Consider the following 24,578-nt stretch of genomic DNA (forward strand, 5'->3'; position numbering starts at 1 on the left):
TGTGCGCCTTTGTTAACCGCCCGTGGTTAACAAAGGCGCACAGCAGGGTCAGCGCAGGGCGAACTTTTTCGCGACATCGGCATCCTTGGTCGCGCGCTCGGTGAGGAAGGCAAATGCCAATCCGAGTGCAAGCCACAAGGTTGCCTGTGTAGCGAGGGACGAGAGGCGGAACTCCCACAGCAGAGTTGCCGGGAAGTCGTCGCCCACCTCGTTGATCGTGGGCAGCGAGAGGTAACCGATTGCCACGATGACAAGGAACGCAGCCACCGGAGCGGCGACGCGCACACTGAGGAACTCGTGGGCGGATACAGCTTTTGCCGCCGCGGCGGCCGCGGTGACGGCCAGCAGTCCGAGGATCACGGTCGCGAGCCACAGCCAGGTTCGCTGGTTGATCGTGTCGGGATCGCCGACGGCTGGTGGGTTGGCCGGGTACTTGAAGAAGGGCACCGCCTCGATGGCGAGCCAGCCTCCCAGTGCGATGGCCATCACCAACAACGGTCCGGACATGGTGGTGATCCGCCGCGCGTAGTTGGCGACTACGGCGAAGATGGCACCGAGGGCCAAGCCCGCGAGCGACGTTGCGAGGAAGAGTCCAGCGCGTTGACCGTCACGACTGACGAGTGGAGCTTCTTCGTCGCCGTGCGAGTGTCCGGCAGTTTCGCCGGCGGCACTGTTGGCTTCTTCGATCGCGATGGCAGCGTTGACGTGCGGTTCACCCAGCACAAATGCAACTCCGCCGGCAAGGATGCCTGCGATCAAACCAGCCAACAAGCCACGAATCAGAAGCTTCGTGAAATTGTCGACTAGTGGCACGGGAGGCCCATCAAGTGGCGTCCGTCGTGCATCAGCTCATGCATGTACATGCCTGTGCGTGAGATTGCGCCCTGGTCGAATCCGACCAGGTAGAGAGCCAGCATCGCGAACAGCACAACAGCTGCGGCGAGGAAGGCAAGACGAGTCGAATCGATCGACGAGTCGGGAGAGTAGGCGAGTGCCATCGAAGCCTCCTGGGATTTTCGCGTCCCCTAGGTCAAATGCGATGGCCGGAGTGTCTGGCTGTCGAGGTGGTTTCACCTCGAATTACAGTGGCGCGACCGCTCCGGGCTTTCACCGGATTCCTGTCGACCATCGCGTGTACAGAGCGCACTTTAGCAGTGAACACACGAAAATCGTGAAGGATTTTGTTCGCTAGGCGACCAAAACCCTTCACGATCACGGATCAACTCTTGGCGGGGACGTCCAGAACGACCTCGAACTCGAGCAGCGACGCTCCCGAGGCGACGGGCTTGGCGCGCTCACCCGAGTGCGCTGCGCGGGCCGGGCCGTCACGCCAGTCGGCGAACGCCTCTTCGTTTTCCCACTGCGTGACCACGAAGTAGCGGTTCTCTCCGGCGGTGGGGCGCAGGAGCTGGAATCCGAGGAATCCGGGAGAGTTCTCCACGGCATGAGCGCGTGCTGCGAAGCGCTTTTCCAGTTCGGGGCCCGCGCCCTCGGGGATTTCGATTGCATTGATCTTCACGACTGCCATGTAAGCGACATTACCGCGCGGCTCCACCGCGTACGGTGACATTCGTGTTGCATGACGAAGGTGGTACCGGCCAGCCGATTCTGTTGTTGCACGGCCTCATGGGTAGTGCCCGGACGTGGCGCCGCCATGTGCCCTGGATTCGCGAGTTCGGCCACGTCTACACGTTCGACGCGGCCGGTCACGGACGGCCGGCGCCCGCAGAATTGACGACCGAGGCCTTTGTCGAAGACCTTGCGTCGGCCGTCACGATCATCGACGAGCCGATGATCGTGATCGGGCACTCGATGGGTGCCCTGCACGCGTGGTGTTTTGCCGCCGCACATCCGGACCGAGTGCGTGCGTTGGTTCTCGAGGACATGGCACCGGATTTCCGCGGGCGCACTGCGGAGGACTGGGCTCAGATGGTGTCGTCGTGGCCGCAGCCGTTTGCCACCGATGACGCGGTGAAGGAATTCTTCGGTCCGGTTGCGGGACAATACTTTCTGGATTCGTTCGACCGCCGCGACGACGGGTGGTACCTGCACGGTGACGTGTCGACCTTCCGCGATATCTCGGAAGAATGGGGCACGCGACATTTCTGGGATCAGTGGAGTGCAATCGAGGTGCCCACCCTTCTCGTCGAGGGTGAGTTCACGATTACCCCGCAAGGCCAGATGCGCGAGATGGCAGAGCGTCCGGGGACTCGGTATGTGCGCATTGCCGACGCCGGTCACCTTGTCCACGATGATCAACCAGACCGGTACCGCGACGAAGTGACGGCGTTCCTGGTTGATCAGAGCTGACTTCGGATCGACGCTCCCGCTTCTTCGAGTTCGACGGCTCGCCTCGCCAGGAGCCCGGCTGCGAACTTGGCTTTGTCTCCGCTGTGTCGCGGCACGACGTGCAGATGGGAGTGAAAGACGGTCTGACCGGCAGCACGACCGTCGTTGACCAGGATGTTGACGCCGTCTGCGGCGATGTCGCAGCTCCGCAGCGCGCCGGCGATGAGTGTGCCTACCCGGAACATCTCTGCGCCCTCGTGGTTTTCGAGTCCGTCGAGGTTGGTGGCGTGGCGTTTGGGCACAACAAGGGTGTGTCCGCGACTGACCGGGCGGGCGTCGAGAAAAGCGAGCACGGTTTCGGTTTCGAAAACACGAATTGCGGGCTCGTCTGCCGAGATGATGTTGCAGAAGACGCAGGTATGGCTCATGACTACAGAATGTATCCCGTCGGTGGATCAGAGCAGACGTAGCTCCCGTCCGCGTGCGAGTGCTTCGCGTCGATTGTGGACTTGAAGCTTTCGGTACAGCGTGCGCACCTGCGTCTTGACCGTGTTGACGGAGATGAAGAGTGCGTTTGCCATCTCCGTCAAACTGGCGTCGGACGCGATCAGATCAAGAACCTGTCTTTCTCGCTCGGTCAAGGTGACCAGGTTCAGTTCGTGTGGAAATGTTTCTCCTGGAGCAAGTTTCAGGAATTTGGCAAGTGCGCTCGATCCGGTACCCGCTATGGATTCAAGGTGATCGACGTCGTGTCGAGATATGGTCGAGAACGATCGGAGATTGCCGGTTTGGTCTGCGATGCTGCAGGCATTCGACCAGGCTTCGGCGGCGCGTCGCGGCTCGCCACCTCGCGAATGCGCGACGGCTTGAATCAGGAGTGCCTCGATTTGTGGGCGTGGGTACGACTCTCGCGCCCAATCGAATTGGTGGCACAGCGCGATTGCAGATTCATTCTGACCGGCCCGCTGATACAGGCGCGCGACGGAAACCAGTGTCCAGGGGTTGGCGGCCGGCTCGGCAATGTCCGACGACAGTGCCATTGCCAAGTTTCCGTCCCCGAGCGCGAGGGCGAGATCGATTTTGGTGGAGCGCAACAACGGTAGCGCAAACGAATCGGGTTTCAGCTTTGTGGGGTTGTCGGAAATTGCCCTGCGCAGCAACGTGATAGCTGCGGCTTCTTCACGGCAGGCGAGTGCGTACTGGCAGTGCGTGTAGAGGACAAATGCCCACAGTTCCTCGTTGTTGTCGGGCTCTCCCAGGGTTGCGACGGCCTCACGTGCATCCTGGAGGTCGAGAGTGCACAGTGCAGTCAACGCACGGGCTACCAGTCCTGGCGTTCGTACCATCGAGTGGAGCCATCCATATGTGTTCGGATGTTTGCGCTCGAGCCGTGACCATCCCTGTGACAGAGTGGGTTCCCCGACAATCGCCCAATTCATGGCTACACCTCCCGCCGCATTGCGGGCGATGAAGTCGATGCCTTGTGATTCACCGCCCCAGTACGCCATGCGCATCTCGGTGGTGGATTCGGCGAACCGTCCGCTCAGTTGAAAGGTGATACCCCATTGCACGCGCATCAACGGGAGTTGCGGGCTGATGTCGTCGGGGTTCGTAGCGAGAGCGCTTCTGCTGATCTGGGCCAGGCGGCGGGTCGTTTCGGCTGCAGGCCCGTATTTTCCGGCGACGCGCAGCCTGATCGAGTGAACACAGCCGACATTGAGTACGTCGCGGGCGTCCTTGCTTGCGCCGATCGCTCGGAGTTCTTCGGCAGAGCGAGGCAGCGCGGTGATCGGCTTGGGGATGTCGCCCGGCTGCATAGTGAACAGGTCGCGGCCCGCCAGAGCAATCGAACTCTTCTTCGCCGTTGCGGGCGGTATCTGTTGCAATGCGCGGCGTACGATATCAAAGCTTTCGGAAAGCATTGTTACCCAATTATTTTCGATAATATTGATGGCAAGATCCCAGTCGCCACCTTCGGTCGCGTACTTCAGCGCCGACGCGTGTCGGCCGGAATCGAGTCGGAAATGTGCCAGCGAGGACAATTGCTCTGTCGGATCGAGTCCGAGCTGTGGTTGCGTTGCCATCAGTGACGCGCGAACTGCCGCTGGAAGTTCCCAGCTTTCGTCAGTTCCGATTTCGATCCGGGAGAGTGTGCCGGCCGATTCCAGCTCGAGTAGACGTTCACGAATCCGGTCACGGGATTCGGGGGAGGCGAACAGGTGCGCTGCAGTGCTCACATCGAGGGTTCGCGCTGTCGAACAGGATACGAGGAAGTCCCGATGGTCAGCGATGTCGGTGTTATCGAGGGTCGTGCGCCGGGTGTACTCGTCGATCGTCTGTTGCAGGTTCAGCTCGAGGAGTTGATCTCGATCATGTTGTGTGGGTAGTAATTCGACGACCGCGGCGCCGGCATGTACGAGAGTTGGTAGGCCGCCGGTCATCGTCGTGATCTTCTCGGCTTCGCCGGGAAGGGGATTCGACCCGATGAACGTCAGTAGGTTTGCTGTGTCGGCCGAGTTGAAGAGTAGTTCCTCGGCACGGATCAGTTCGTGATCTACCTCGAGGAAATATGGTTCGGCAAACAGGGTGAGTCCCGACAATGTCACGGCGATGTCCAACTGGTGGCAGCGGGTGACTAGTTCGACAAGTTGCTCTTCGAGTGCGTGGTTTGGGATGAGATCCGGCCGAATCAATACCAGGAGAACTGGATTGGTGACGGCGGAGAATGCGGCGGCGAGGTCGGTGAACGGATCGCCGGATACGTGTGGGGCAACAATGCCGGACTGCCTGCTCTGGCGGAGGATCGTGGTGAGGTATTCCGATGCGCTCGAATTGAGCGGTGGAGCCGGAACCCACACGAGATCGTGGTCCGAGGTGTCGGAAGATTCGAGCCAGGATTTCAGGAGGTCGGATTTACCGTATCCGTTCGGGGCGCGCACAATTGTCAGGGGAGTCCGGCGATCCAACTTTGCAAAGAGCGCCTGACGGGGGAATGGTCTGGCGATGGCAGAGTGATTGACGCCCTCGACAGTTGCGTCCCCCTCCCGCCCCGACATCCTTGTGTTCCTAATCCCCGTTGTGCTCGTGCTTGCAATCTTCGGACCGACAGGCACAGAGAGATTGGGTGAAATGTCCAATTCTTCGTGTGCTTCCGAAATAGTAACTGGTACGGAGAATTGATGCCCTAATTAGGGCAATTCGGGCACAATTCTTCTCGAGGGAACCCGGTGTCTGGCCGATAATCCAGCCTCACCACAGGCTTTTGTGCCCAGAGAGTGAGGACGTAGGGCCATAGCTCGAGATTCGCCGGAGTGTTAGCGCTTAACCCGCTGTCAGCGGTTGCCCTCACCGGCCAGTGCAAACAGGCCGTCTTCGGTTTGTTCCACCAATCCGTCGACAAGCAGTGAATGCAGTGCGCGGTCGCGTTGACCGGGGTCGGTGAGCCAGACGATGTCGAGGCGCGCACGTTCGACGGGATGGTGGGTCTCTCGAAGAACGGCCATCAACTTGCCGCGGACCTGGCGATCGGTACCGGCGAATTTCTGCACTTTCTTCGGTGGACCGGTGTGTGCCGGTTTTCCGGAGGCAACCCAAGCGCAATTGGGCAGCGGGCAGTTGTCGCAGCTGGGTGTACGCGCCGTGCAGATCACGGCGCCAAGTTCCATCAGTGCAGCACTGTAGGTTGCCGCTCGTGCGCGGGTGCGGGGCAACAGTGCGGCGACGTCCGCGAGATCGCGCGTGTTCGACGGATTGCCCGGCTCTGCGTTGCCGTGCACGGCACGGGCAACAACGCGGCGAACGTTGGTGTCGACGACGGGAACTCGTTGTCCGTAAGCAAAGCACGCCACGGCACGCGCCGTATAGGAGCCGATACCCGGCAGTGACAGCAAAGTGTCCACGTCGCTGGGGACCACGTCGCCGTGTTCGGTGGCCAGGACGCCGGCACACTCGTGCAGGCGCAGTGCGCGTCGTGGGTAACCGAGCTTGCCCCACGCCCGCAGTACCTCAGCCTGGCTCGACGCCGCCATTGCCGACGGAACCGGCCAGCGCTGGACCCATTCCTCCCAGATCGGCGCGACCCGTACCACCGGCGTCTGCTGGAGCATGATCTCGCTCATCAGAATCTGCCAGGCACTGACTCCGTCGCGTCGCCACGGAAGATCACGGGCGCTATCGGCATACCACTTCAGCAGCACCGAAGATTCCACTGCCACCTTGACTGACACACTCCTAGGGCCTGGTTACGCGCTCGGCGACGTTCACCAAGACCCTATCGTTACGCTCCGACATCCAACATGCGCACCTGATGCAGAGAAAACGGTGGGTGGGCGGTATCAAGAACCGCCCACCCACCTCGTCGTTTCGATCAGGACGCGTACTGTGCATCCGTTCGTGTCGCGGTCGACGCGGGCGTCGACGTTCCCGAGTACCGGCGAACGATGATGTAGAGGCAGATCAGTCCGATCGCTCCGGCAGCGGCAAGGAATGAACCGACCTTCCACGCATTGTCCGGATTACCGTTGATCAGCATCACCATGATCATCGGCGCAAAACCGCCGATGATGGCCGAGATCTGATAGCCGAGCGACGCTCCGGAGAATCGGATCTCCGGCGGGAACAATTCTGCGAAGAGTGTTCCCTGAGTGCCGGTTTGGAGCGACATCGCAACGACGCCGACGATCACGGCCACTGCGAACGGCCAGATCGTGTCCGGACTGGAGCCGCCGATCATCAGCCACATCGGAATGCCCCACAGCATCATCGCCGCGGTGCCGAGACCGAAGACGAGCTTGCGGCCGTACAGATCGGAGAGGTAACCGGCCAGCGGGACCAGGGGAATCTGAATGGCGCAGGCAATCAGGATGTACGTCAATACCGTCGACCGCGGGATATCCAGATACGTCGTCGCGAACTGCACGGATCCGGTGATCATCGTGTAGAAGAAAATCACACCGATTGCATTGGCGCCTGCCGCGGCAAGAACCGTGCCCGGGTTCTTCTTGAGGACCTCGAGAATGGGGGACTTGCGGACAACCGGCGATTCTGCGAGCTTCTCGGCAATAGCCTTGAATTCAGGCGTCTCCTCGAGATAACGGTGAATGAGGAACGCGACCGGGAGCATCACCAAACTGATCCAGAACGGGATGCGCCAGCCCCAGGCGAGGAACGAATCCGCGGCGAGAGTGGCTGTAAGAATGAGGAAGACGATATTTCCGAGCACGACGCCAATCGGAACGCCCAGTTGCGCAAAGCTTCCGAACAATCCACGACGGTCGGCTGGGGCGTTCTCGGTTGCCAGCAGCACTGCGCCGCCCCACTGTGCGCCGACGGCCAAGCCCTGGCAGATTCGCAGAGTGACAAGGATAGCCGGGGCCAGCCAGATCACATTGGTGTTCGGGACGAAGCCGACCAGCGACGTGGCAATGGCCATCAGGACAACCGCGGCCACCAACACCGGCTTGCGGCCGTAGCGGTCACCAAAATGTCCCGCGAGCACGCCGCCGATGGGGCGAGCGATGAAACCGACTGCAACGGTGGCAAACGAACTCATTGCTGCAACCACCTCGCTGTCGGTGGCGAAGAACGTCGAGTTGAACACGAGTGCCGCAGCAGTCGCGTAGATGAAGAAGTCGTACCACTCCAGGGAAGTGGAGATGGCCGCTGCGAAGGACGCGCGCCGGGACCTACCCTGGCGCTGCACCGCTGATTCGGTGTTGTTGGTCATCACGATTCACTCTCTGTGGGATCGTTCACTTGGGTTCGTTGAGGACTGGAGTTGCGGCGAATTCGGCGCGAGCGAGCGAGCGACGGTGGACTTCGTCCGGGCCGTCCGCGATCTGCAGGAACCGTGCCTGCGCATACAGGACCGGAAGAATGGTGTCCTGCGACAGCCCGGCGCCGCCGAACACCTGAATGGCGTTGTCGATGATGTCCTTGACTGTCAGTGGAACCAGAACTTTGGCCGCTGCAATGTCATGGCGCGCAGCCTTGTTCCCCTCGACGTCCATCCGCCAGGCGGCGCGCAGAACGAGCAACCGGGCGGCGTCGAGCTTGATCCTGGAATCAGCAAGGTTGGCCTGTACAACACCGAGATCGGCAAGGGGAGACCCGAAAGCGACTCTGGTCCTGGCACGTTCGGTGAGCAGTGCGATTGCGCGCTCTGCCATACCGATCAACCGCATGCAGTGATGAATGCGTCCTGGACCCAAGCGTGCCTGAGCGACTGCAAAACCCCGACCGCGGGGACCGAGCAGGTTTTCCCTGGGGACACGAACACTGTCGAAGACGATTTCGCCGTGTCCACCCTCGTGGCGGTCGTCGAAGCCGAGAACCGTTGTGGAACGGACGATCTGCAGGCCGGGGGTGTCCATGGGTACCAGCACGATGCTGTGGCGGCTACCGACCGGAGCATCGGAGTCGGTCACGCCCATGACCATCGCAACCTTGCAGTCTTCGCGAAGGGCAGCAGTGGACCACCACTTGCGTCCGGTCAGCACCCACTCGTCACCGTCCTCCGCGATATCGAGACACACGTTGTTTGCATCGGAACTCGCGACCTCGGGTTCGGTCATCGAGAAGCACGATCGGAAATCGCCGTCGAGAAGTGGGGTCAGCCACTCGGCCTTCTGCTGCTCGGTGCCGTAGAGATGGAGCAGTTCCATATTGCCGGTGTCCGGTGGATTGCAGTTGACGGCTTCGGGACCGATCAACGGACTCCAGCCCGTCAATTCCGCCAACGGTGCGTATTCGAGGTTGCTCAGGCCGGCGCCCTCGCGGGCCGGGAGGAAGAGGTTCCACAGGCCCGATTCCTTGGCCGTTGCCTTGAGTTCGGCCATGATCGGTGGTGCGCCCCAGTGGCTGGGGTCTGCCGCCAATTGCTGCGCTGCAACGGCTTCGGCGGGTAGGACGTGCTCTTGCATGAAAGTCGTCAGCTTCTGTTGCAGCTCTTTGACTTTCGGACTGTATTCGAAATCCACGTCGGTGGTTCCAATCTCGGGGCGCGTCGCACAGAAAGTCAGCGGCGCAGTTCGTGAACAGAGGAAGTGCGGGTCAGATCGAGCGCACGCTGTAGAAGCGGGCCGACCATGTCGGCGACGTCGTCGAATCCTTCGCCGACAGTGTCGCCCTTGGCGTGTCTGGCATTGATGCCCTCGAGGATGACGGCAATCTTGAAGTCGGCGAACACCGTGTACCAGTCGATATCCGGCAGATCGATGTTCCGGCGGTCGGCATATCGTTCGAGTAACGCAGCGCGACTGGGAAATCCGTCCAATCGAGCAAGTCCGCGAGTGATCGGGTTGTCGACGGCTCCGGGTTGATCCCAGAAGCTGAGCATGATGCCGACGTCGGCGAGTGTGTCTCCGAGTGTTGCCATCTCCCAGTCTAGAAGGGCAACAATCTTTCCGGGATCGGAGCGGGAGTAGAGAACATTGTCGAGTTTGACGTCCCCGTGCACGATCCCGGGTAGGGATGTGGTGGGAACGGCACGGCGAAGTTTGTCGAGGAGTGCCGCGACCTCGGGGCGATCAGTGGTTCGAGAGGCGTCCCATTGCCGCGACCATCGGTCCAGTTGTCGCTCCAGGTATCCGTTGGTTCGCCCGAAAGTGTTGAGTCCCACTGAATCAGGATCGACAGAATGAAGGTCGGCGAGGACATCGGCAAAGGCAAGTCCGGCGCGTTCTCGATCGGCCGGAGACAGGGCGGCGGCGGATTCCGGGGTGCCGATGGAATTGCCGTCGATCAGTTCCATCAGATAGAACGTCGCGCCGAGTACGTCTTCGTCCTCGCAGAGAAGGAACGCCTCAGGTACCGGCACCGACGTGGATGCGAGCGCGTCGATGACGGTGAATTCCCGAACCATGTCGTGAGCGCTCGGAAGTACGTGACCGAACGGCGGACGCCGTAATACCCAGGTGTTCGAGCCGTCTGCGACGCGATAGGTGGGGTTGGATCGCCCGCCGCTGATGAGTGACGCCGTGATCTCTCCGTCGATCCCGCCAGCGAGATGCGTCGACAGGTACGTGGAGAGTGCGTCGAGGTCGAGTCCGGAGACGACGCGGCCTGCGTCGGACGTCGTCGATGATGCCGCGGACATTCGATGCACGCTCCTTTCGATGGAAACACAGCCGAACGATCGTTCGGCTGTGGATCATCATCAATGGAACGATCGACAAATGTCAACCATGAAAAAATATCGAACTTCCTGCGAACATTGGTGTGGGAGCAACGATGATCGAACCGCTTGCCAAACGATCGTTCGCCTGACATTATGGGAATTTAGTGACGCAGGTCTCACGGATGTTGGAGGTGTGGATTCCGGTGAAACGCGTGGAAAGGAAGGAGTGTTCGGGCCGGTCAGGCCGGTTCGACCATCGCGGTGGCCAAAGCGCAGTAGCGATCCGCAAGGTCCTGCGCGCTCAGTGGGCCGTCGGCACGCCACCACACGCAGACCTGCTGCCCCATGTTGATGATGGCGCGAACGGCATCACGCGGATACGCGGTGCGAAACGCGCCTTCTTCCACTCCGCGTTCGATGACATCCCGGAAGATGTTCTCCTGCTCGTCGCGCAGTGCGACTACCAGGCGGTGCCCCGGCTCATCGAGACTGCGCAGCTCGGTTGCTCCGACAAGAGCGTCTTCGCGCCGCGTCGTGTGGAACATGACCCAGGCGCGAACCAGCGCTTGCAGTTGGTCTTTCGGCTCTCCGCCCGAGCGGAGCAGCGCGCTACGCGTCATGCCGTGAGCGTCTCGCAGTGCCTGGAGCATTATTTCCTGCAGAATGTCCTGCTTGGATTTGAAGTGGTGATAGATGGATGCGACTGTCAGATCGGCGCCTGCAGCGATGTCGCGCATGGATGTGCCGTGGTAGCCGCGTTCGTTCATGTTTCGGACGGCGGAATCGAGAATGAGCTGCCGGACTGCGGCAGTTTTTGCCACGCTCATTTTTCGAACTCCTCGCGTTCTGCACGTCTTCCGGTATCCGGACACAGCGTAGTAGCCGAACGATCACAAGGTTCGACGGGCAGCAAATATCCGCCGTGAACTGTGAAGATCCACGTCCTGTGAGCTTATCGTTCGTTAACAAGAGGAGAATTGCCTGTGCAGCACATATCGCTGACCGTGGACGATGGCATTGCCGTCATTACTCTCGATCGACCGGACAAGCTGAACGCCTTCACCACAATCATGGAAAACGAGCTGATCGAGGCGTTCAACAACACCGATGCTGACGACTCCGTACGCGCCGTGATTCTGACCGGAGCAGGCCGAGCGTTCTGTGCCGGCGCCGATCTGTCCTCCGGGCCGGATACCTTCACCGCATGGAGCGCCGAGCAGAACGGCGCAGAGGAGAGTAGTGCCGGCGAACGGCGCGATGGCGGCGGTCGTGTGGTGTTACGGATGTTCGACTCGCTGAAGCCGATCATCGCGGCGATCAATGGTCCTGCGGTCGGCGTCGGTATCACCATGACTCTCGCAGCGGACTTCCGATTGGCGGCCGACGACGCCCGGATGGGGTTCGTCTTCAATCGCCGAGGCCTTGTGCCGGAATCTTGTTCCTCATGGCTGCTGCCGAAGTTGGTTCCGCTGCAACGAGCGCTCGACTGGATTTACTCCGGGCGCATCTTTCCGGCTACCGAAGCCCACGCCGCCGGATTGGTCTACCAACTCTATTCTGCCGACGATCTGCTTGGCGAGGCTATTGCCCTCGCGCGCAGCCTTACTCGCCACAGCGCTCCGGTTTCTGTTGCTCTCTCGCGTCAGATGGTCTGGCGCCTGCTGGGCGCCCCACATCCCATGGTGGCGCATCGGATCGAGAGCATCGGGATCAACGCCAGAGGGGCGCAAGAGGACGTCCGGGAAGGCATCAGCGCCTTCCTCGGCAAGCGTGACGCGAACTTCCCGGATCGGTGCAGCGACGCGATGCCTGACCTGTTCTCGGAACATCTCCCGCGACCGCAGTGGTGATGGAACCACAGTGGTGACGGAAACCCGTACCCGCCACCGGAATCGAGGATTCCGGTGGCGCATAGGGAACGGCTCAGCGGCCGGTCCAGACAGCCGGGCGCTTCTGTGCAAAGGCCAGCGGGCCTTCCTGTGCGTCGGCGCTGGTGAAGACCACCTTCATTGCAGCGGCGTTGGCTGCCCACACATCAGGCTCCCAATCCGATGCCGTTGCGGTTCGATGGATCATCGACTTCGACTCCCGCACCGACAGCGGCGCGTTTGCCGCAATCTGCTCCGCCAATTCGAGTGCAATGTCCAGTGCGGTTCCCGCCGGTGCCACTCGGTTGACCAGGCCGAGTTCCTTGCCCTGAGCGGCCGTGATCGGTTCGCCGGTCAGGGCAATTTCGAGCGCCACCTTCCGTGGGACTTGTTGCTGCAGCCGGATTACACCGCCGGCAGCGGCGAACAATCCGCGCTTGACCTCGGGCAGGCCGAGCTGCGCGTTCTCGTCGACCACTGCAAGGTCGCTCGCGAGCACCAGTTCGGTGCCACCGCCGAGTGCAAATCCGTTGACCGCGGCTATGGTCGGCTTGCTGATCCAGTGCTGTACGTAACCTGCGAAACCCCATTCGGGATGGCCGTCGGCGTCGGTGCTCTCTCCCGCCGACAGCGCCTTGAGGTCCGCGCCGGCGCAGAACGCGCGGCCGGAGCCGGTGATCACGACGACGCGCACGTCGGCGTCGGCTTCGGCCTGTTCCAGCAAGGTGCCGACCGCGGTCGACAGAGCCGCGTTCACCGCGTTCAGGGCCCGCGGCCGATTCAGGGTGATGATCGCAACCTGCCCACGAACCTCGTACAGTGCTGCTGCTTCGGATGTCTGGTGCTCGGGCGTGATTGCCATGGACTGCCTCTCGTCGTAAAGTCTTACCTAGCGCTCGTTAAACTGTTACCACGGGCGTGCCCGAACAGTCAAAGATGTCGGATCACCACGAGGAGCATGTATGCGCGCGGTCCAGCTAGCCGAATTGATCGGACCGGAAGGGTTGCGTTCGGTGGATATCGCCGAGCCGACAGACCCGACGCGGGTAGTGGTGGATCTGCATGCCGCCGGAGTGTGTTTTCCGGATCTTCTGCAGACCACCGGCAGTTATCAGATGGCGCGTGACTTGCCATGTGTTCTCGGATTGGAAGGCGCGGGAGTTGTTCGTAGTGTGCCGGCAGGGTCGGATCTGTCCCCGGGTGACCGCGTAGCTGTGTTGTCCACGGAGGACGGATCCTGGCAGCGTACTGTGGCCGTGAAGCCGTCCTCGGTCTTCCCGCTCCCTGATTCCGTTTCTCTCACAGCAGGATCCGGATTTCTGGTCAACTACCTGACTGTGCATTTCGCGCTCGACGAGCGAGCTCGGTATCGAGCTGGTGAGACGGTGTTGGTTCACGGCGCTGCTGGTGGAGTGGGTATTGCCGCATTGCATGTCGCTGCCGCGCTCGGGCTCGAAACCATTGCGGTCGTGAGCACGCCGGAGAAGGCCGCACTGGCTGCCGAGTCGGGAGCATCGCATGTCGTCTTGGTTGACGGCTGGAAAGATCAAGTTCGCGAGATCACGAACGGTCGCGGCGTCGATATCATTCTCGACCCCGTCGGTGGTGATCGTTTCACGGACAGCTTGCGCAGTCTCGCTCCCAACGGTCGCCTGATCGTCTTGGGCTTCACTGGCGGTGAGATACCGACTGTCAAGGTCAATCGACTTCTGCTGAACAATATTTCGGTGATGGGCGCCGGATGGGGTGAGTATCTGCGAACCGATCCCGGATACCTTGCCCGTCAATGGAATGTGCTTTACCCTTTGCTCGAGTCCGGAGTTCTGCGAGTGCCCGAACCGACTCTCTATCCGTCAGATCGTGCCGTGGATGCGTTGACATCCCTGAAAGACCGGTCTGCTGTCGGAAAAGTGGCTCTGTCCTTCGAATGAGCTGGAACCATTCATCTTCCGTGAACGAAACCTTGGAGTGAAAACCATGTACCCCGGAGCCTATGTCGCAACAACCCCGGACAAAGCTGCTGTCATCGTCGCGGAGACCGGTGCGGTGGTGACGTTTGCGGAGTTGGAAGCGAATTCGATTCGCATCGCGCGTGTTCTGCACGAATTGGGTTTGCGACGCGGCGACAATCTGGCGGTACTCGCGACCAACAACATTCAAGTTTTCGACATCTACTGGGCCGCCATGCGGTCGGGTGTTTATCTCACGATGGTGAACTGGCATTTGACCGCTCCCGAGGGTGCCTACATTGTCGAGGATTGTGACGCCAAGATTGTCATCGTCGATTCAGCGCTACCCGAATTGGCGGGAACATTGGCCGATCTCATTCCGGCGAATGTGATTCGGTTGTCCTTCGGCGGCGAGCTCGAGGGATATGCCTCGCTCGACGCGGCGGCGGCGCTCGAGTCCGATGTGCCGTTGCCGGATCAGCCTCGTGGTGCCGACATGTTGTACTCGTCGGGAACGACCGGTCGGCCCAAGGGGATCAAGCCGGCGTTGCCTGATCGTCAGATTCAGGATGCCGGTGATCAGATGACGGTGATGAATCAGACTGCTTGGGGCGTTACGGATTCCGATGTCTATCTTTCGCCGGCTCCGCTGTATCACGCTGCACCGCTTCGTACCTGTGCATCGGTACAGGCGTTGGGCGGAACCGTCGTGGTGATGAACAGGTTCAATGAAGAGAAGGCACTCGAGTACATCGAGAAGTACCGCGTGACGTACAGCCAGTGGGTTCCGACGATGTTTGTTCGGATGCTCAAACTTCCACAGGAAACGCGAGAGCGTTACGACATTTCGTCGTTGCGTCTGGCGGTGCATGCTGCGGCGCCGTGCCCGGTTGACGTGAAGCGTCGGATGATCGAGTGGTGGGGCCCGATTCTCGACGAGTACTACTCGTCGACGGAGTTGAATGGTATGACTATCGTCCATTCCGACGAATGGTTGCGTAAACCGGGAACGGTGGGCCGGGCGGCCTTGGGTGTTCTGCATATCTGCGGCGAGAACGGTGAGGATCTGCCTGCGGGAGAGGTGGGAACCCTGTACTTCGAACGTGATGCACTTCCCTTCAATTACCACAACGCACCTGAAAAGACCCGGGAGGCACAGCATCCCGAACATCCGACGTGGACAACGACGGGTGATGTCGGATATGTCGACGAGGACGGCTATCTGTTCCTGACTGATCGTAAGTCGTTCATGATCATCTCCGGTGGTGTGAACATCTATCCGCAGGAAATCGAGAACGCGCTGATCGAACATCCGTCGGTGTTGGATGCGGCAGTGATCGGTGTTCCCGACGACGAGATGGGCGAGATCGTGATGGCAGTTGTGGAGCCTGTTCCCGGTCTGGAGGCAGATGATGCGCTTCGCGACGAATTGCTCGATCATCTGCGGGGGCAGATTGCGAAGTACAAGCTGCCGAAGCGGCTCGTGTTCAGCACCGACCTTCCGCGCACCCCTACCGGAAAACTTGTCAAAGGCACACTGCGTGCTCGTTATTCAGACAATGCCGGCGCACGATGAGCGGCCCGTTGCATGGAGTGCGCGTACTGGAGTTCGCCGGCCTCGGGCCGGGACCGCACGCTGCGATGATGCTGGCCGATCTAGGAGCCGATGTCGTCCGCGTCGAACGTCCGTCGGGCGGGCTGGAAATCTCGCCCAAGGATCAGGACCAATTGTTGCGCGGTCGCCGCTCGATCGAGGCTGATCTCAAGACCGACGCGGGACGGGAACTCGTCAGGGCCCTCATTGCGAAAACCGATGTGTTGGTGGAAGGTTTCCGCCCCGGCGTTACTGAACGGCTGGGGTTCGGTCCGGACGACTGCAGGAAGATCAACGACCGACTGATCTACGCCCGCATGACGGGATGGGGTCAGGACGGCCCACTCGCTCAGCGTGCGGGTCATGACATCACCTACCTTGCGCTGACCGGTGTCCTCCATACGATCGGCCCAGCCGACAAGCCCGTGGTCCCGTTGAATCTCGTGGGCGACTTCGGTGGTGGCTCGATGTTCTTGATCCTGGGAATCGTCTCCGCGCTGTACGAACGCGAGAAGTCCGGTAAAGGCCAGGTGATCGACGCAGCCATAGTCGACGGAACATCAGTACTGGCACAGATGATCTGGTCGCTGCGGGGCAGCGGTCAGTGGAGTGATTCTCGCGCAACCAATCTGCTGGACGGTTCGACTCCGTTCTACGACACGTATCGCTGCTCGGACGGCAAGTTCGTTGCTGTCGGTGCACTCGAGCCGCAGTTCTACCGAGCGCTGCTCGACGGTCTGGGATTCGATTCCGCGTCACTGCCCGAACAGATGGATCAGGATGGCTGGCCTGAACTGCGCGAGCGATTCACCGAAGCGTTTGCCGCACGTACACGTGACGAGTGGACGGCGCTCTTCGAATCGACGGATGCGTGCGTTGCGCCGGTGCTGAGTCCGGCGGAAGCTGCAACTCACCCACACCTGGCGCACCGTGGAACTTTGGTCGAAGCCGACGGAATAGTGCAGTCGGCGCCGGCACCGCGATTCTCCCGGACAGCAACGACTCAGCCCGCGGGGGCGCCCAAACCCGGCGCGGATACAGCAGCCGTGTTGAGCGACTGGCTTGGGGCCTGAAGTGGCGGGCACCTGAAATGGGGGGACCTGAAGGCAGGTCCCCCCAGGTCGTCAACGCCGCCGGTAGGTCGGAGCCCGCTTATCGAGAAATGCCGCAGTAGCTTCTGCAGCGTCCTCGGTGAGAGCGGTAATGACCTGCTGGCGGTTCTCGAACTCGATCGCCGCATGCAGGGTCGGGGTTTCCAGTGCCAACCACATGCCCTTCTTTGTCATCTCGACCGAGACCGGCGGATTGTTCAGGATCTCACCGGCGATTCGAAGTGCTTCGGTGAGAAGGTTTTCCGAGTCGACAACTTGGGAAACGAGCCCGATGGATCGCGCATGCGCGGCGTCGAATCGACGCCCGGTCAGCATCAGTTCGTGTGCATTGCCGGCCCCGATGATGCGTGGCAACAACCACGAGACGCCAATATCGCACGCCGAGTATCCGGCGGTAATGAACGAGACCGCAAATACTGCCTCGGGTGCGGATATCCGGATGTCACTGGCGCAGACGAGTGCTAGTCCGCCACCCGCCGCCGGCCCGTTCACCGCGGCGATCACAGGCTGGGGGAGTGAATTGATTCGCTCGGTCAGATGTGCAATGTCCTGCTGTCGTCCGAACGCCGCAAGGGTTCTGCCTTCTGCCTCGTCTCGCTCGGAGTCGCCGTAGCCCTTGAGGTCGAGCCCGGCGCAGAACGCTCGTCCCGCACCGGTGATGACCACGACACGACATGTTCTATCCGACGCGATGTCGTCCAGCGCTGCAGTTAGTGCCGCGACCAGATGGACGTCGAGCGCGTTGAGTCGTTCGGGTCGATTGAGAGTGAGCAGGGCAATGCCCGGCGTTGGTGTACTGATTTCGAGTAGGTCGGACATAGTCTGTTTCTCCTTGTTACTTATCGCTCGCTAAGGTATGAATATCAGTGAATCGCTTACTTCGGCAAGACCCTTCCGTCGCCGCTTCCTGCCCCGACCGGACGACTGCCTGAACGACAAGGACCCGACATGACTGCAACACGACCAGACGTCTACTCGACCCATGACAACGGCGTACTTCGTGTTGTGATCAACCGCCCGCATCGAATGAATGCGGTGAACACCGAAGCGTTGCAGAATCTCTCTACGATCTTCGACGATCACGCGCGTCGCGGCGACGTACGGGTAGCGGTACTCGAGGGAGCAGGCAGAGCATTCTGCACCGGGGCGGACCTGGCCGATGCAGTGTTGTCGGGTCCGCCCTCCGCGGACACCATCGATGCCGCCAACGACCTGGCGCGTGCCATCAGGTCGTTCCCCACCCCCGTGATCGCAGCGGTGCGAGGTCCCGCTGCAGGAGTGGGTGTTTCACTGGCATTGGCGTGTGATCTCACCCTAGCTGCGGAGTCCAGTTACCTCCTGCTCGCCTTCACCAAGGTGGGCTTGATGCCTGACGGCGGTGCAACAGCTCTTGTTGCGGCGTCGATCGGCCGGGCTCGGGCCATGCGAATGGCACTCCTAGCGGAAAAACTTTCGGCACGAGACGCTTTCGACAGTGGACTGATCTCGCAGGTCTGCCCGGACGACGCATTCGACGACGAGCTTGCGGAGCTGATTCGTCGCCTGGGTAGCGGGCCGGGCAAGGCATTCCAGCAGACCAAGGACGCGATCAACGACGCCACCCTGACCGAACTGGACTCTGCCTTCGAGCGTGAGCGTGCCGGACAGATCTCACTACTCGCCGGTGCTGATTTTGCGGAAGGTGTCGCGGCGTTCCAAGGCAAGCGGGCGGCGGTGTTCGGCGGGTAGCGGTAGGCCGGGTGAACTGAGCGACGGGTTGCCGTCCGTGAATATTTGCAATACATCTCAGCTTTGACGTGGCACACTGGGTGACTCACAGCCGACGCACACGATCAGGAAGGACGCTCGAATGCACGCCAGCTTGTACTCGTACCGCAAGTCGCAGTCGATGATTCATTTCCTGGACCGGCTGGCGGAAAACTCCGGCACGGCCGCCGGATTCCGCATGTGCTGAAGCCCCACCACTCGGGGCGTGTGCGTCCCGATACCAGCTCACCCAACGGGTGACCTCACGGCCGACCTCGGCCACCCCGGACGATCACACCTCGAGAACCACCACTCCCTCTGTGAGAGAACAAGGTTGTCGATTGTCATGCCTCGCCCACCCACCGCCATCACCACCCGAACCTGGATGAACGCGCAAGTGCGAGTCCTCAACGCCACTTACGAGGACTTCGACCTCGTACCTGCCGCTCGCGCGGTCGTGCTGCTCGTCGAGGATCTTGCACTCACTCTGGTCGAGCATTCTCCGCGCTTCGTCGTGCGCTCCCAGCATGTGGCAATCCCGCTGCCGCGGACGATCCAGCTGTTCGAGTACGTGCACACCCCGCCACGTCCGACGATCGACGACGACACCCGCGCGAGTTTCGCCGGCGTTCTGGCGCGCGACCACTATCGGTGTGCGTATTGCGGCGTGGCGGGGGCGACGACGGTCGACCACGTGTACCCACGTAGCCGAGGCGGAAACAACAGCTGGTCGAACCTCGTAGCGTGCTGCCTGACCTGCAATAACGCCAAGTCCGATCAGACCCCGGAAGAGTCAGGCATGCCGCTCCTCTGGGTACCTCGAACGCCTCGCACCGACCGCAAACGCCAACACACGATCTGGCGTGAATTGACTCCTCATCTCTGAATTGCCTTGGAAGGAGGCACATCCCATGACGACGATGATGACCTTGGCTGACCTGCTGCCTGTCTCGGAGGAGGTCGGAGACTGGGCCGTCGCCGCCTGCCGAGGTGATCGGCACCCAGACCGGTGGTTCCCCCACCCGAGTGAGGCGTTCGACTACGCGGCCGAGACCTGCGCCCGGTGCCCCATCACCATCGCGTGCGGCGCCTACGCGGCCGATACTGCGCAGACCGGGGTCTGGGGCGGCTGTGAGTACCGGCAGGGCAAGATTGTCCGCTGACTGCACGTCGGACCCATACCAGTGGTGGTGTGGGTCCGACGGTTTCGATCGTCTCAACGCCTGTCAGTTCTTGGCGATGTCCCGACCGATGATCTCCTTCATGATCTCGGTGGTCCCACCGTAGATCGTTTGAATTCGACTGTCGACGTAAGCTCGCCCAATCGGGTATTCCATCATGTAGCCGTACCCGCCGTGCAATTGGACGCATCGGTCCACGACACGCTTTTGTAGTTCACTTGCCCACCATTTTGCCTGCGCCGCTTCGACGGCGGAGAGTTCCCCGTCGTTGATCGCCAGGACTGCATTGTCGACGTACGCCTGTGTCACGTCGATTTCGGTGAGCATCTCGGCGAGCGCAAATCGTGTGTTCTGGAAGTCGCCGATGGGCTTTCCGAAGGCACGGCGGTCGAAGGCATAGGCCTTGGTCCATTCGTAGGCTGCACGTGCCACGCAGATTGCGCTGACGGCAATCGAGAGTCGCTCGCGGGGAAGTCGTTCCATCAAATGGATGAGTCCGCCGCCCTCTGTACCGAGTAGGTTGCTTGCCGGAAGACGGACGTTCTCGAATGACAATTCGGCTGTGTCCTGGCCTGCAAGACCCACTTTGTGGAGCTTGCGACCGCGGGTGAACCCTTCCATCCCACGTTCGACGACCAGGAGGCTGAAGCCGCGCGATCCTGCGCTGGGATCGGTACGGGCAGCGACGATCACGATGTCGGCATGGATACCGCTCGTGATGAATGTCTTCTGGCCGTTCAAGATCCAGTCGTCTCCGTCACGAACGGCAGTGGTCTTGATGCCCTGCAGATCGCTACCGGTTCCCGGTTCGGTCATCGCAATGGCGCAGATGATCTCTCCGGCAGCCATTCCCGGAAGCCAGCGTTGTTTCTGCTCGTCGGTACCGAGATCGGCGATGTACGGGATGACGATATCGTCCTGGAGTCCGAGCCCGGCGCCGAACGAAGTGGTGGCGCTACGGGCGATCTCTTCGGCAACGATGTAACGGTAGCGGTAGTCGAGTTCTCCTGACCCGCCGTACTGTTCGGGTACGGCCAAGCCGACGATGCCCATCTTACCGGCGGCAAGCCATGCCGATCGGTCCACGAGACGGTTTGCTTCCCAGTCGTCGTAGTGTGGGCTCACCTCACGGGCGATGAACTCGCGGACGGAATCTCGATAGGCTTCGTGATCTTCGGTGAAGAGTGTGCGACGCATACTTCCCCTCCTGTCCTAGACGGAAACGCGTTCGGTCATCGAGCGCAGACGCGCTCCGATGATGTCCTCGGCTTCGGAGACCATGCGCTGCACCATGTCGTCGACGGTAGGGATGTCGTGGATCAGCCCCTGCGAGGTTCCGACGGTCCAGATGCCGGCGTCGGGATCGCCCTTCTCGTAGACGGTGCGTCCGCGGGCGCCGGCGACCAGTTCGCGGACGTCTTCGAATTGTCCTCCACGTGAGAGGATGTCGACCACCTCGCGGCTGACCGTGTTGCTGGCGACGCGAGCGGTGTTGCGCAGTGGCCGGAAGATGAGTTCGGTCTGGGTCTCGTCGGCGGCGACGATGGCTTCTTTGATGTTCTGATGAATCGGCGATTCGACGGTGCACATGAAGCGTGTGCCCATGTTGATGCCGTCGGCGCCGAGAGCCAGGGCGGCGACGAGTCCGCGGGCGTCGGCAAATCCGCCGGAGGCGATCATCGGAATCGAAATCTTCTCTGCCGCTGCGGGGATCAGAACCAACCCGGCTACGTCGTCTTCGCCGGGGTGACCGGCGCATTCGAAGCCGTCGATGCTGATGCCGTCGACACCGAGGTCCTGAGCCTTCACCGCGTGGCGCACGGTGGTGCACTTGTGGAGCACCTTGATTCCGGCGTCGTGGAACATCGGCAGGTGCGGTCCGGGGTTGGAGCCGGCGGTCTCGACGATCTTCACGCCCGAATCGACGATCACCTGGCGGTACTCGTCATATGGCGGCGGTGTGATGGACGGCAGGATCGTGAGGTTGACGCCGAAGGGCTGATCGGTGAGGTCACGGCAGCGGGCGATTTCGTTGGCCAGGTCCGCGGGTGTCGGTTGTGTCAATGCGGTGATGAATCCGAGTGCGCCGGCATTGGCTACGGCAGCAACGAGTTCCGCTCGCCCTACCCACTGCATACCGCCCTGCACGATGGGATGGCGAACACCGAACGTTTCCGTGAATGCTGTTGAGATCATGAGGGTCCTTGCTGTTGCGTCGGAGTGGAAGTCGGTCAGAGGTGGCTGATTCCGGCCAGGTCGCTGACGTAGTTTCGTGCCTTCGTGGAATCGAAGGAGCGTGCGATCTGCAGTTTCTCGGCTTCTAGTGAGCCTTCTGCGTGGGTTGCGAGTACGGATTGGTATCCGCCGTAGTCGCGGGCGGTGAGGTCGGCGATGAAGTTGAGTAGCCTCAAACGCTTTTCGGCAGGAACTGCTGCAGCGTAATACTTTTCGAGTACTGCGCGAATGTCGGGGTTGTCCCAGTCTTCGCCTCCGGGACCGGTGGCGAGCAGGCCGCCCGAGAGGTCGGTGAGTATTGCGACCGCGTTGTGAAATCCGTGGGCGAAGTGGTATTTGGCCATGTTGACGGCGAGCGGATCGGGCTGCTGAACGCCGTGCGCACCCGGCTTGGACCGGACGGCGGCCAGTTGCGCCAGCCCACGGACGGTTTCGCTCCAGGTGATCAGTTCCGTGATCTTGCCTTTGACGTGGCCGGCTTTGCTGATGCCGTTGGCTTCGGCGATCAGCGATGCCGCGCCGACCATGATGTCGAGCAGTGGCAGTTTGTAGTTGATGGCGGTGAAGCGGTGGTAGTCGACGAAAGCCAGTGCGAGCGGGCCGGCGAGTTCGGGTTGGCGGTTGAGGAAGACCCGATTCTTCGGTACGCGTACGTCGTTGAAGACGGTGAGCGATTCGAGCAGCTTGTGCTTCGTGGAGATCGGGAACTCGAACGAGTTGCGTTCCCCGGCAGCGTACGGGGAGACGTACAGTTCGAGGCCCGGCGTGTCGATCGGGATGGCGAAGGAGACCGCGTAGTCGGCGTCGTCGGGTCCCATGGCGCGGGTGGGTAGCACGATGAGCTCGTCGGCGTTCGCGGAGAACGAGGTGTGGCATTTGGCGCCGCGCACGGTGATGGAGTCGGCGTCTTCGTCGACGATGTGCAGGTAGAGGTCGGGGTCGGCCTGTTGACGCGGCGCGAGTGAACGGTCGCCTTTGACGTCGGTTTGGGCGACGGCCAGGGACAGGTCGCCTTCGCACACCCGCTGGTAGAAGGCGCGGGCGTTGTCGAGCTCTTCGCCGGTGGTGGCGCGTAGGAGTGCAAACAATGCGTCGCTGCCGACCTCTTTGAGGACGATGGTTCCGCCGCCGCGTCGTGATACCTCTTCGATGAGTGCTCCGCGGCGCACGAGGTCTTCGGCGGAGTTCGGTGCGACGTAGAACGCGCTGACTGGTTCGCCATCCACGTCGGTGATCGCGAGGTCGGGTCGGTCGTCGGCGATGTCGTAGCACAGTGCCGAATGATCCACTGCAAGAGTCAGTTCAGGCTCCGCGTAGACGTCGGATATCTTCTTCCCTCGGTAGAAGACCCGACGGTCGTCGTTGAGGCCTTTTCGGTACTGGTCACTGGACCGTATGCCCACGGGATACTTCCTTGCTCTTCGGTCGCGGTTATTGCCCTGAACATAGCTTAGCGATCGCTATATAAGCTATGTTGCACGGTCTTCAGATGTCAATGGGTTGGGTGAACGGCCATGCATCAGCGTGGTGACCCGTTCGGCGGCTTCGCGCACAAGTACGCCGAGTTCGGTAATGCGTTCCCCGGTTACGGATGACGGTGCGTCGACCAGGCAGAGAATCAGTGCGGGTGATGTGTCTTGATCGAATGCGGTCGCGTTCACGGACAGCAGTTGGTAGTGCGCGTTCGGGTCGATTGTTCCCACGGCAACGTCCGCGGACAGCAGTCGACGTGCCTCTCTCAGTGCGAGCGCGGCCCGCTGTCCGCCGACCCCCGGTGTGCGCAACTCTGCGACCGCATCGGAGATCGAACGGTCCTGTTGCCAAAGGCATTCCACGGCAAATCCGCGCTCCCGGACAGTGTCGAGGATCGGTTCGTACTCTGCCTGTAAAAAGTCGGTCTCCGTGCTCAGGGCTTTTGTACCGAGTTGGAGCCACTCGTCGAGTTGATCCTGCCCGTACCAAGCTGCCAGTGCGGCGCCTAATGGTGGTGCCATCAACACCTTGTCGCCGACGCGTAGTCCGAGCGTTCCGCTGCGTCCGGAGATCGGTTGAACAACTTCTGCGACAACCAGATCGGCGCCTGACCGGATGAATCCCAGGCATGCCAGTTCTGACGTGTCGGCCAATTCATGCATGACGGTTCGGGCGAGATCGACGACATCGGTTGCGCGAGAGGCGGCCTGACCGATCGGGACCAGGGCGGGGCCGAGTTGGTACGTCTTGCGAACGGGATGGCGGACGAGCCAGCCCGACTCCGCCAGCGCGACGACCATGGGATAGCAGGTTGCCTTTGCGACCCCTAGGTGCCGAGCAATGTCGGCGAGGCTTCGCCCCGTTTTGGGATCGGATGCCAACAGTTCGGTGAGCATGACGATGCGATCGGTCTGCGGTGAGTTACGTGCCATGTGTTCGCATAATGCCACTCTGGCGCCGCACTGTGACCCACGCTACTGTTCAGGTACTTAGCGATCGTTAATCAAGCGCCATG

The 24,578-nt window shown here is 61.2% G+C and carries 24 protein-coding genes and 1 riboswitch; of the genes, 8 read left to right on the forward strand and 16 right to left on the reverse strand.

Features of this window, described 5'->3' with window-relative positions:
- Positions 1 to 48: 48 nt before the first annotated feature.
- The 3 genes from KYT97_RS22735 to mhuD all read right to left on the reverse strand — a co-directional run bounded on the left by KYT97_RS22735 (position 49) and on the right by mhuD (position 1,528).
- Positions 49 to 813, reverse strand: coding sequence for a CbtA family protein (locus tag KYT97_RS22735; RefSeq protein ID WP_045068352.1), 765 nt, complete (start codon positions 811 to 813; stop codon positions 49 to 51).
- Entirely contained in the window at positions 804 to 998 is a 195-nt protein-coding gene (locus KYT97_RS22740) for a CbtB domain-containing protein (protein WP_033236349.1), read from the reverse strand. The genes KYT97_RS22735 and KYT97_RS22740 overlap by 10 nt, the downstream gene beginning before the upstream one ends.
- A 26-nt stretch (positions 999 to 1,024) precedes the next feature.
- Positions 1,025 to 1,145, reverse strand: a riboswitch (cobalamin riboswitch).
- A gap of 74 nt (positions 1,146 to 1,219) precedes the next feature.
- The gene (mhuD, locus tag KYT97_RS22745; RefSeq protein WP_033236389.1) at positions 1,220 to 1,528 is read right to left on the reverse strand and encodes a mycobilin-forming heme oxygenase MhuD; all 309 of its coding nucleotides are present in this window, start codon (positions 1,526 to 1,528) and stop codon (positions 1,220 to 1,222) included.
- A gap of 44 nt (positions 1,529 to 1,572) precedes the next feature.
- Here mhuD and KYT97_RS22750 point away from each other — a divergent pair, with 44 nt between their 5' ends.
- Positions 1,573 to 2,310, forward strand: coding sequence for an alpha/beta fold hydrolase (locus KYT97_RS22750; RefSeq protein ID WP_045069618.1), 738 nt, complete (start codon positions 1,573 to 1,575; stop codon positions 2,308 to 2,310).
- On the opposite strand, the gene KYT97_RS22755 is transcribed toward KYT97_RS22750, so the two are convergent.
- The 7 genes from KYT97_RS22755 to KYT97_RS22785 all read right to left on the reverse strand — a co-directional run bounded on the left by KYT97_RS22755 (position 2,301) and on the right by KYT97_RS22785 (position 11,232).
- Positions 2,301 to 2,717, reverse strand: a complete 417-nt coding sequence (locus KYT97_RS22755; protein ID WP_219110715.1) for an HIT family protein — start codon at positions 2,715 to 2,717, stop codon at positions 2,301 to 2,303. The genes KYT97_RS22750 and KYT97_RS22755 overlap by 10 nt on opposite strands.
- Positions 2,718 to 2,744: 27 nt before the next feature.
- Complete coding sequence (locus KYT97_RS22760) at positions 2,745 to 5,345, reverse strand: helix-turn-helix transcriptional regulator (protein WP_219110716.1); 2,601 nt, start codon at positions 5,343 to 5,345, stop codon at positions 2,745 to 2,747.
- 276 nt (positions 5,346 to 5,621) lie between these two features.
- Positions 5,622 to 6,503 carry an HhH-GPD family protein gene (locus tag KYT97_RS22765; RefSeq protein ID WP_033236392.1) on the reverse strand — a complete coding sequence of 294 codons (882 nt, stop codon included), beginning with the start codon at positions 6,501 to 6,503 and terminating at the stop codon, positions 5,622 to 5,624.
- Positions 6,504 to 6,655: 152 nt separating this feature from the next.
- Positions 6,656 to 8,014 carry an MFS transporter gene (locus tag KYT97_RS22770; protein WP_033236351.1) on the reverse strand — a complete coding sequence of 453 codons (1,359 nt, stop codon included), beginning with the start codon at positions 8,012 to 8,014 and terminating at the stop codon, positions 6,656 to 6,658.
- Positions 8,015 to 8,039: 25 nt separating this feature from the next.
- On the reverse strand, positions 8,040 to 9,266 hold the full coding sequence (locus tag KYT97_RS22775) for an acyl-CoA dehydrogenase family protein (RefSeq protein ID WP_033236352.1): 1,227 nt from the start codon (positions 9,264 to 9,266) through the stop codon (positions 8,040 to 8,042).
- A gap of 38 nt (positions 9,267 to 9,304) precedes the next feature.
- The gene (locus KYT97_RS22780) at positions 9,305 to 10,384 is read right to left on the reverse strand and encodes a phosphotransferase family protein (protein WP_219110717.1); all 1,080 of its coding nucleotides are present in this window, start codon (positions 10,382 to 10,384) and stop codon (positions 9,305 to 9,307) included.
- Between the two features lie 260 nt (positions 10,385 to 10,644).
- A complete protein-coding gene (locus KYT97_RS22785) occupies positions 10,645 to 11,232 on the reverse strand; it encodes a TetR/AcrR family transcriptional regulator (protein WP_141486570.1) in 588 nt (195 codons plus the stop codon).
- A 156-nt stretch (positions 11,233 to 11,388) separates the two neighbouring features.
- Here KYT97_RS22785 and KYT97_RS22790 point away from each other — a divergent pair, with 156 nt between their 5' ends.
- Positions 11,389 to 12,255 (forward strand): crotonase/enoyl-CoA hydratase family protein, encoded by an 867-nt coding sequence (locus KYT97_RS22790; protein WP_141486569.1) that lies wholly within the window; start codon positions 11,389 to 11,391, stop codon positions 12,253 to 12,255.
- A gap of 73 nt (positions 12,256 to 12,328) precedes the next feature.
- Here KYT97_RS22790 and KYT97_RS22795 read toward each other — a convergent pair whose 3' ends face one another.
- Positions 12,329 to 13,135, reverse strand: coding sequence for a crotonase/enoyl-CoA hydratase family protein (locus KYT97_RS22795; protein ID WP_141486568.1), 807 nt, complete (start codon positions 13,133 to 13,135; stop codon positions 12,329 to 12,331).
- A 100-nt stretch (positions 13,136 to 13,235) separates the two neighbouring features.
- Between KYT97_RS22795 and KYT97_RS22800 the strand changes: the two genes are divergently transcribed.
- Genes KYT97_RS22800 through KYT97_RS22810 form a run of 3 tightly spaced genes read left to right on the forward strand, consistent with a single transcriptional unit; the run spans position 13,236 to position 16,889 of the window.
- The gene (locus tag KYT97_RS22800; RefSeq protein WP_141486567.1) at positions 13,236 to 14,204 is read left to right on the forward strand and encodes an NADPH:quinone oxidoreductase family protein; all 969 of its coding nucleotides are present in this window, start codon (positions 13,236 to 13,238) and stop codon (positions 14,202 to 14,204) included.
- A gap of 46 nt (positions 14,205 to 14,250) precedes the next feature.
- Entirely contained in the window at positions 14,251 to 15,798 is a 1,548-nt protein-coding gene (locus KYT97_RS22805; protein ID WP_219110718.1) for an acyl-CoA synthetase, read from the forward strand.
- On the forward strand, positions 15,795 to 16,889 hold the full coding sequence (locus KYT97_RS22810; protein ID WP_219110719.1) for a CaiB/BaiF CoA transferase family protein: 1,095 nt from the start codon (positions 15,795 to 15,797) through the stop codon (positions 16,887 to 16,889). Before KYT97_RS22805 ends, KYT97_RS22810 begins: the two co-directional genes overlap by 4 nt.
- Positions 16,890 to 16,940: 51 nt before the next feature.
- On the opposite strand, the gene KYT97_RS22815 is transcribed toward KYT97_RS22810, so the two are convergent.
- Entirely contained in the window at positions 16,941 to 17,747 is an 807-nt protein-coding gene (locus KYT97_RS22815) for an enoyl-CoA hydratase/isomerase family protein (RefSeq protein WP_219110720.1), read from the reverse strand.
- A gap of 129 nt (positions 17,748 to 17,876) precedes the next feature.
- On the opposite strand from KYT97_RS22815, the gene KYT97_RS22820 reads away from it, so the two are divergent.
- The 3 genes from KYT97_RS22820 (at position 17,877) to KYT97_RS22830 (ending at position 19,837) form a co-directional block, all read left to right on the forward strand.
- The gene (locus KYT97_RS22820; RefSeq protein WP_033236361.1) at positions 17,877 to 18,656 is read left to right on the forward strand and encodes an enoyl-CoA hydratase; all 780 of its coding nucleotides are present in this window, start codon (positions 17,877 to 17,879) and stop codon (positions 18,654 to 18,656) included.
- Between the two features lie 364 nt (positions 18,657 to 19,020).
- Positions 19,021 to 19,560, forward strand: a complete 540-nt coding sequence (locus tag KYT97_RS22825) for an HNH endonuclease (protein ID WP_245005903.1) — start codon at positions 19,021 to 19,023, stop codon at positions 19,558 to 19,560.
- Positions 19,561 to 19,585: 25 nt separating this feature from the next.
- Positions 19,586 to 19,837 carry a WhiB family transcriptional regulator gene (locus KYT97_RS22830; protein WP_033236363.1) on the forward strand — a complete coding sequence of 84 codons (252 nt, stop codon included), beginning with the start codon at positions 19,586 to 19,588 and terminating at the stop codon, positions 19,835 to 19,837.
- A 63-nt stretch (positions 19,838 to 19,900) separates the two neighbouring features.
- Here the strand turns inward: KYT97_RS22830 and KYT97_RS22835 are convergent, their stop codons facing one another.
- The 4 genes from KYT97_RS22835 to KYT97_RS22850 all read right to left on the reverse strand — a co-directional run bounded on the left by KYT97_RS22835 (position 19,901) and on the right by KYT97_RS22850 (position 24,495).
- A complete protein-coding gene (locus KYT97_RS22835) occupies positions 19,901 to 21,052 on the reverse strand; it encodes an acyl-CoA dehydrogenase family protein (RefSeq protein WP_219110721.1) in 1,152 nt (383 codons plus the stop codon).
- A gap of 15 nt (positions 21,053 to 21,067) precedes the next feature.
- Positions 21,068 to 22,051, reverse strand: a complete 984-nt coding sequence (locus tag KYT97_RS22840) for an NAD(P)H-dependent flavin oxidoreductase (RefSeq protein WP_033236365.1) — start codon at positions 22,049 to 22,051, stop codon at positions 21,068 to 21,070.
- Between the two features lie 35 nt (positions 22,052 to 22,086).
- Entirely contained in the window at positions 22,087 to 23,493 is a 1,407-nt protein-coding gene (locus KYT97_RS22845) for a 4-hydroxyphenylacetate 3-hydroxylase N-terminal domain-containing protein (protein WP_219110722.1), read from the reverse strand.
- 66 nt (positions 23,494 to 23,559) lie between these two features.
- Positions 23,560 to 24,495: an IclR family transcriptional regulator gene (locus tag KYT97_RS22850; RefSeq protein ID WP_045068383.1), complete on the reverse strand. Its 936-nt coding sequence runs from the start codon at positions 24,493 to 24,495 to the stop codon at positions 23,560 to 23,562.
- Between the last annotated feature and the right edge of the window lie 83 nt (positions 24,496 to 24,578).

This window comes from Rhodococcus globerulus, assembly GCF_019334125.1.
Taxonomy (GTDB): domain Bacteria; phylum Actinomycetota; class Actinomycetes; order Mycobacteriales; family Mycobacteriaceae; genus Rhodococcus_F; species Rhodococcus_F globerula.

What these genes read in the sequence shown, in the direction of transcription:
- KYT97_RS22740 (WP_033236349.1), bottom strand. Translation starts at nt 998, where the DNA reads ATGGCACTCGCCTACTCTCCCGACTCGTCGATCGATTCGACTCGTCTT.
- mhuD (WP_033236389.1), bottom strand. Translation starts at nt 1,528, where the DNA reads ATGGCAGTCGTGAAGATCAATGCAATCGAAATCCCCGAGGGCGCGGGC.
- KYT97_RS22755 (WP_219110715.1), bottom strand. Translation starts at nt 2,717, where the DNA reads ATGAGCCATACCTGCGTCTTCTGCAACATCATCTCGGCAGACGAGCCC.
- KYT97_RS22760 (WP_219110716.1), bottom strand. Translation starts at nt 5,345, where the DNA reads ATGTCGGGGCGGGAGGGGGACGCAACTGTCGAGGGCGTCAATCACTCT.
- KYT97_RS22770 (WP_033236351.1), bottom strand. Translation starts at nt 8,014, where the DNA reads ATGACCAACAACACCGAATCAGCGGTGCAGCGCCAGGGTAGGTCCCGG.
- KYT97_RS22780 (WP_219110717.1), bottom strand. Translation starts at nt 10,384, where the DNA reads ATGTCCGCGGCATCATCGACGACGTCCGACGCAGGCCGCGTCGTCTCC.
- KYT97_RS22785 (WP_141486570.1), bottom strand. Translation starts at nt 11,232, where the DNA reads ATGAGCGTGGCAAAAACTGCCGCAGTCCGGCAGCTCATTCTCGATTCC.
- KYT97_RS22795 (WP_141486568.1), bottom strand. Translation starts at nt 13,135, where the DNA reads ATGGCAATCACGCCCGAGCACCAGACATCCGAAGCAGCAGCACTGTAC.
- KYT97_RS22800 (WP_141486567.1), top strand. Translation starts at nt 13,236, where the DNA reads ATGCGCGCGGTCCAGCTAGCCGAATTGATCGGACCGGAAGGGTTGCGT.
- KYT97_RS22805 (WP_219110718.1), top strand. Translation starts at nt 14,251, where the DNA reads ATGTACCCCGGAGCCTATGTCGCAACAACCCCGGACAAAGCTGCTGTC.
- KYT97_RS22810 (WP_219110719.1), top strand. Translation starts at nt 15,795, where the DNA reads ATGAGCGGCCCGTTGCATGGAGTGCGCGTACTGGAGTTCGCCGGCCTC.
- KYT97_RS22815 (WP_219110720.1), bottom strand. Translation starts at nt 17,747, where the DNA reads ATGTCCGACCTACTCGAAATCAGTACACCAACGCCGGGCATTGCCCTG.
- KYT97_RS22820 (WP_033236361.1), top strand. Translation starts at nt 17,877, where the DNA reads ATGACTGCAACACGACCAGACGTCTACTCGACCCATGACAACGGCGTA.
- KYT97_RS22825 (WP_245005903.1), top strand. Translation starts at nt 19,021, where the DNA reads ATGCCTCGCCCACCCACCGCCATCACCACCCGAACCTGGATGAACGCG.
- KYT97_RS22830 (WP_033236363.1), top strand. Translation starts at nt 19,586, where the DNA reads ATGACGACGATGATGACCTTGGCTGACCTGCTGCCTGTCTCGGAGGAG.
- KYT97_RS22835 (WP_219110721.1), bottom strand. Translation starts at nt 21,052, where the DNA reads ATGCGTCGCACACTCTTCACCGAAGATCACGAAGCCTATCGAGATTCC.
- KYT97_RS22840 (WP_033236365.1), bottom strand. Translation starts at nt 22,051, where the DNA reads ATGATCTCAACAGCATTCACGGAAACGTTCGGTGTTCGCCATCCCATC.
- KYT97_RS22850 (WP_045068383.1), bottom strand. Translation starts at nt 24,495, where the DNA reads ATGGCACGTAACTCACCGCAGACCGATCGCATCGTCATGCTCACCGAA.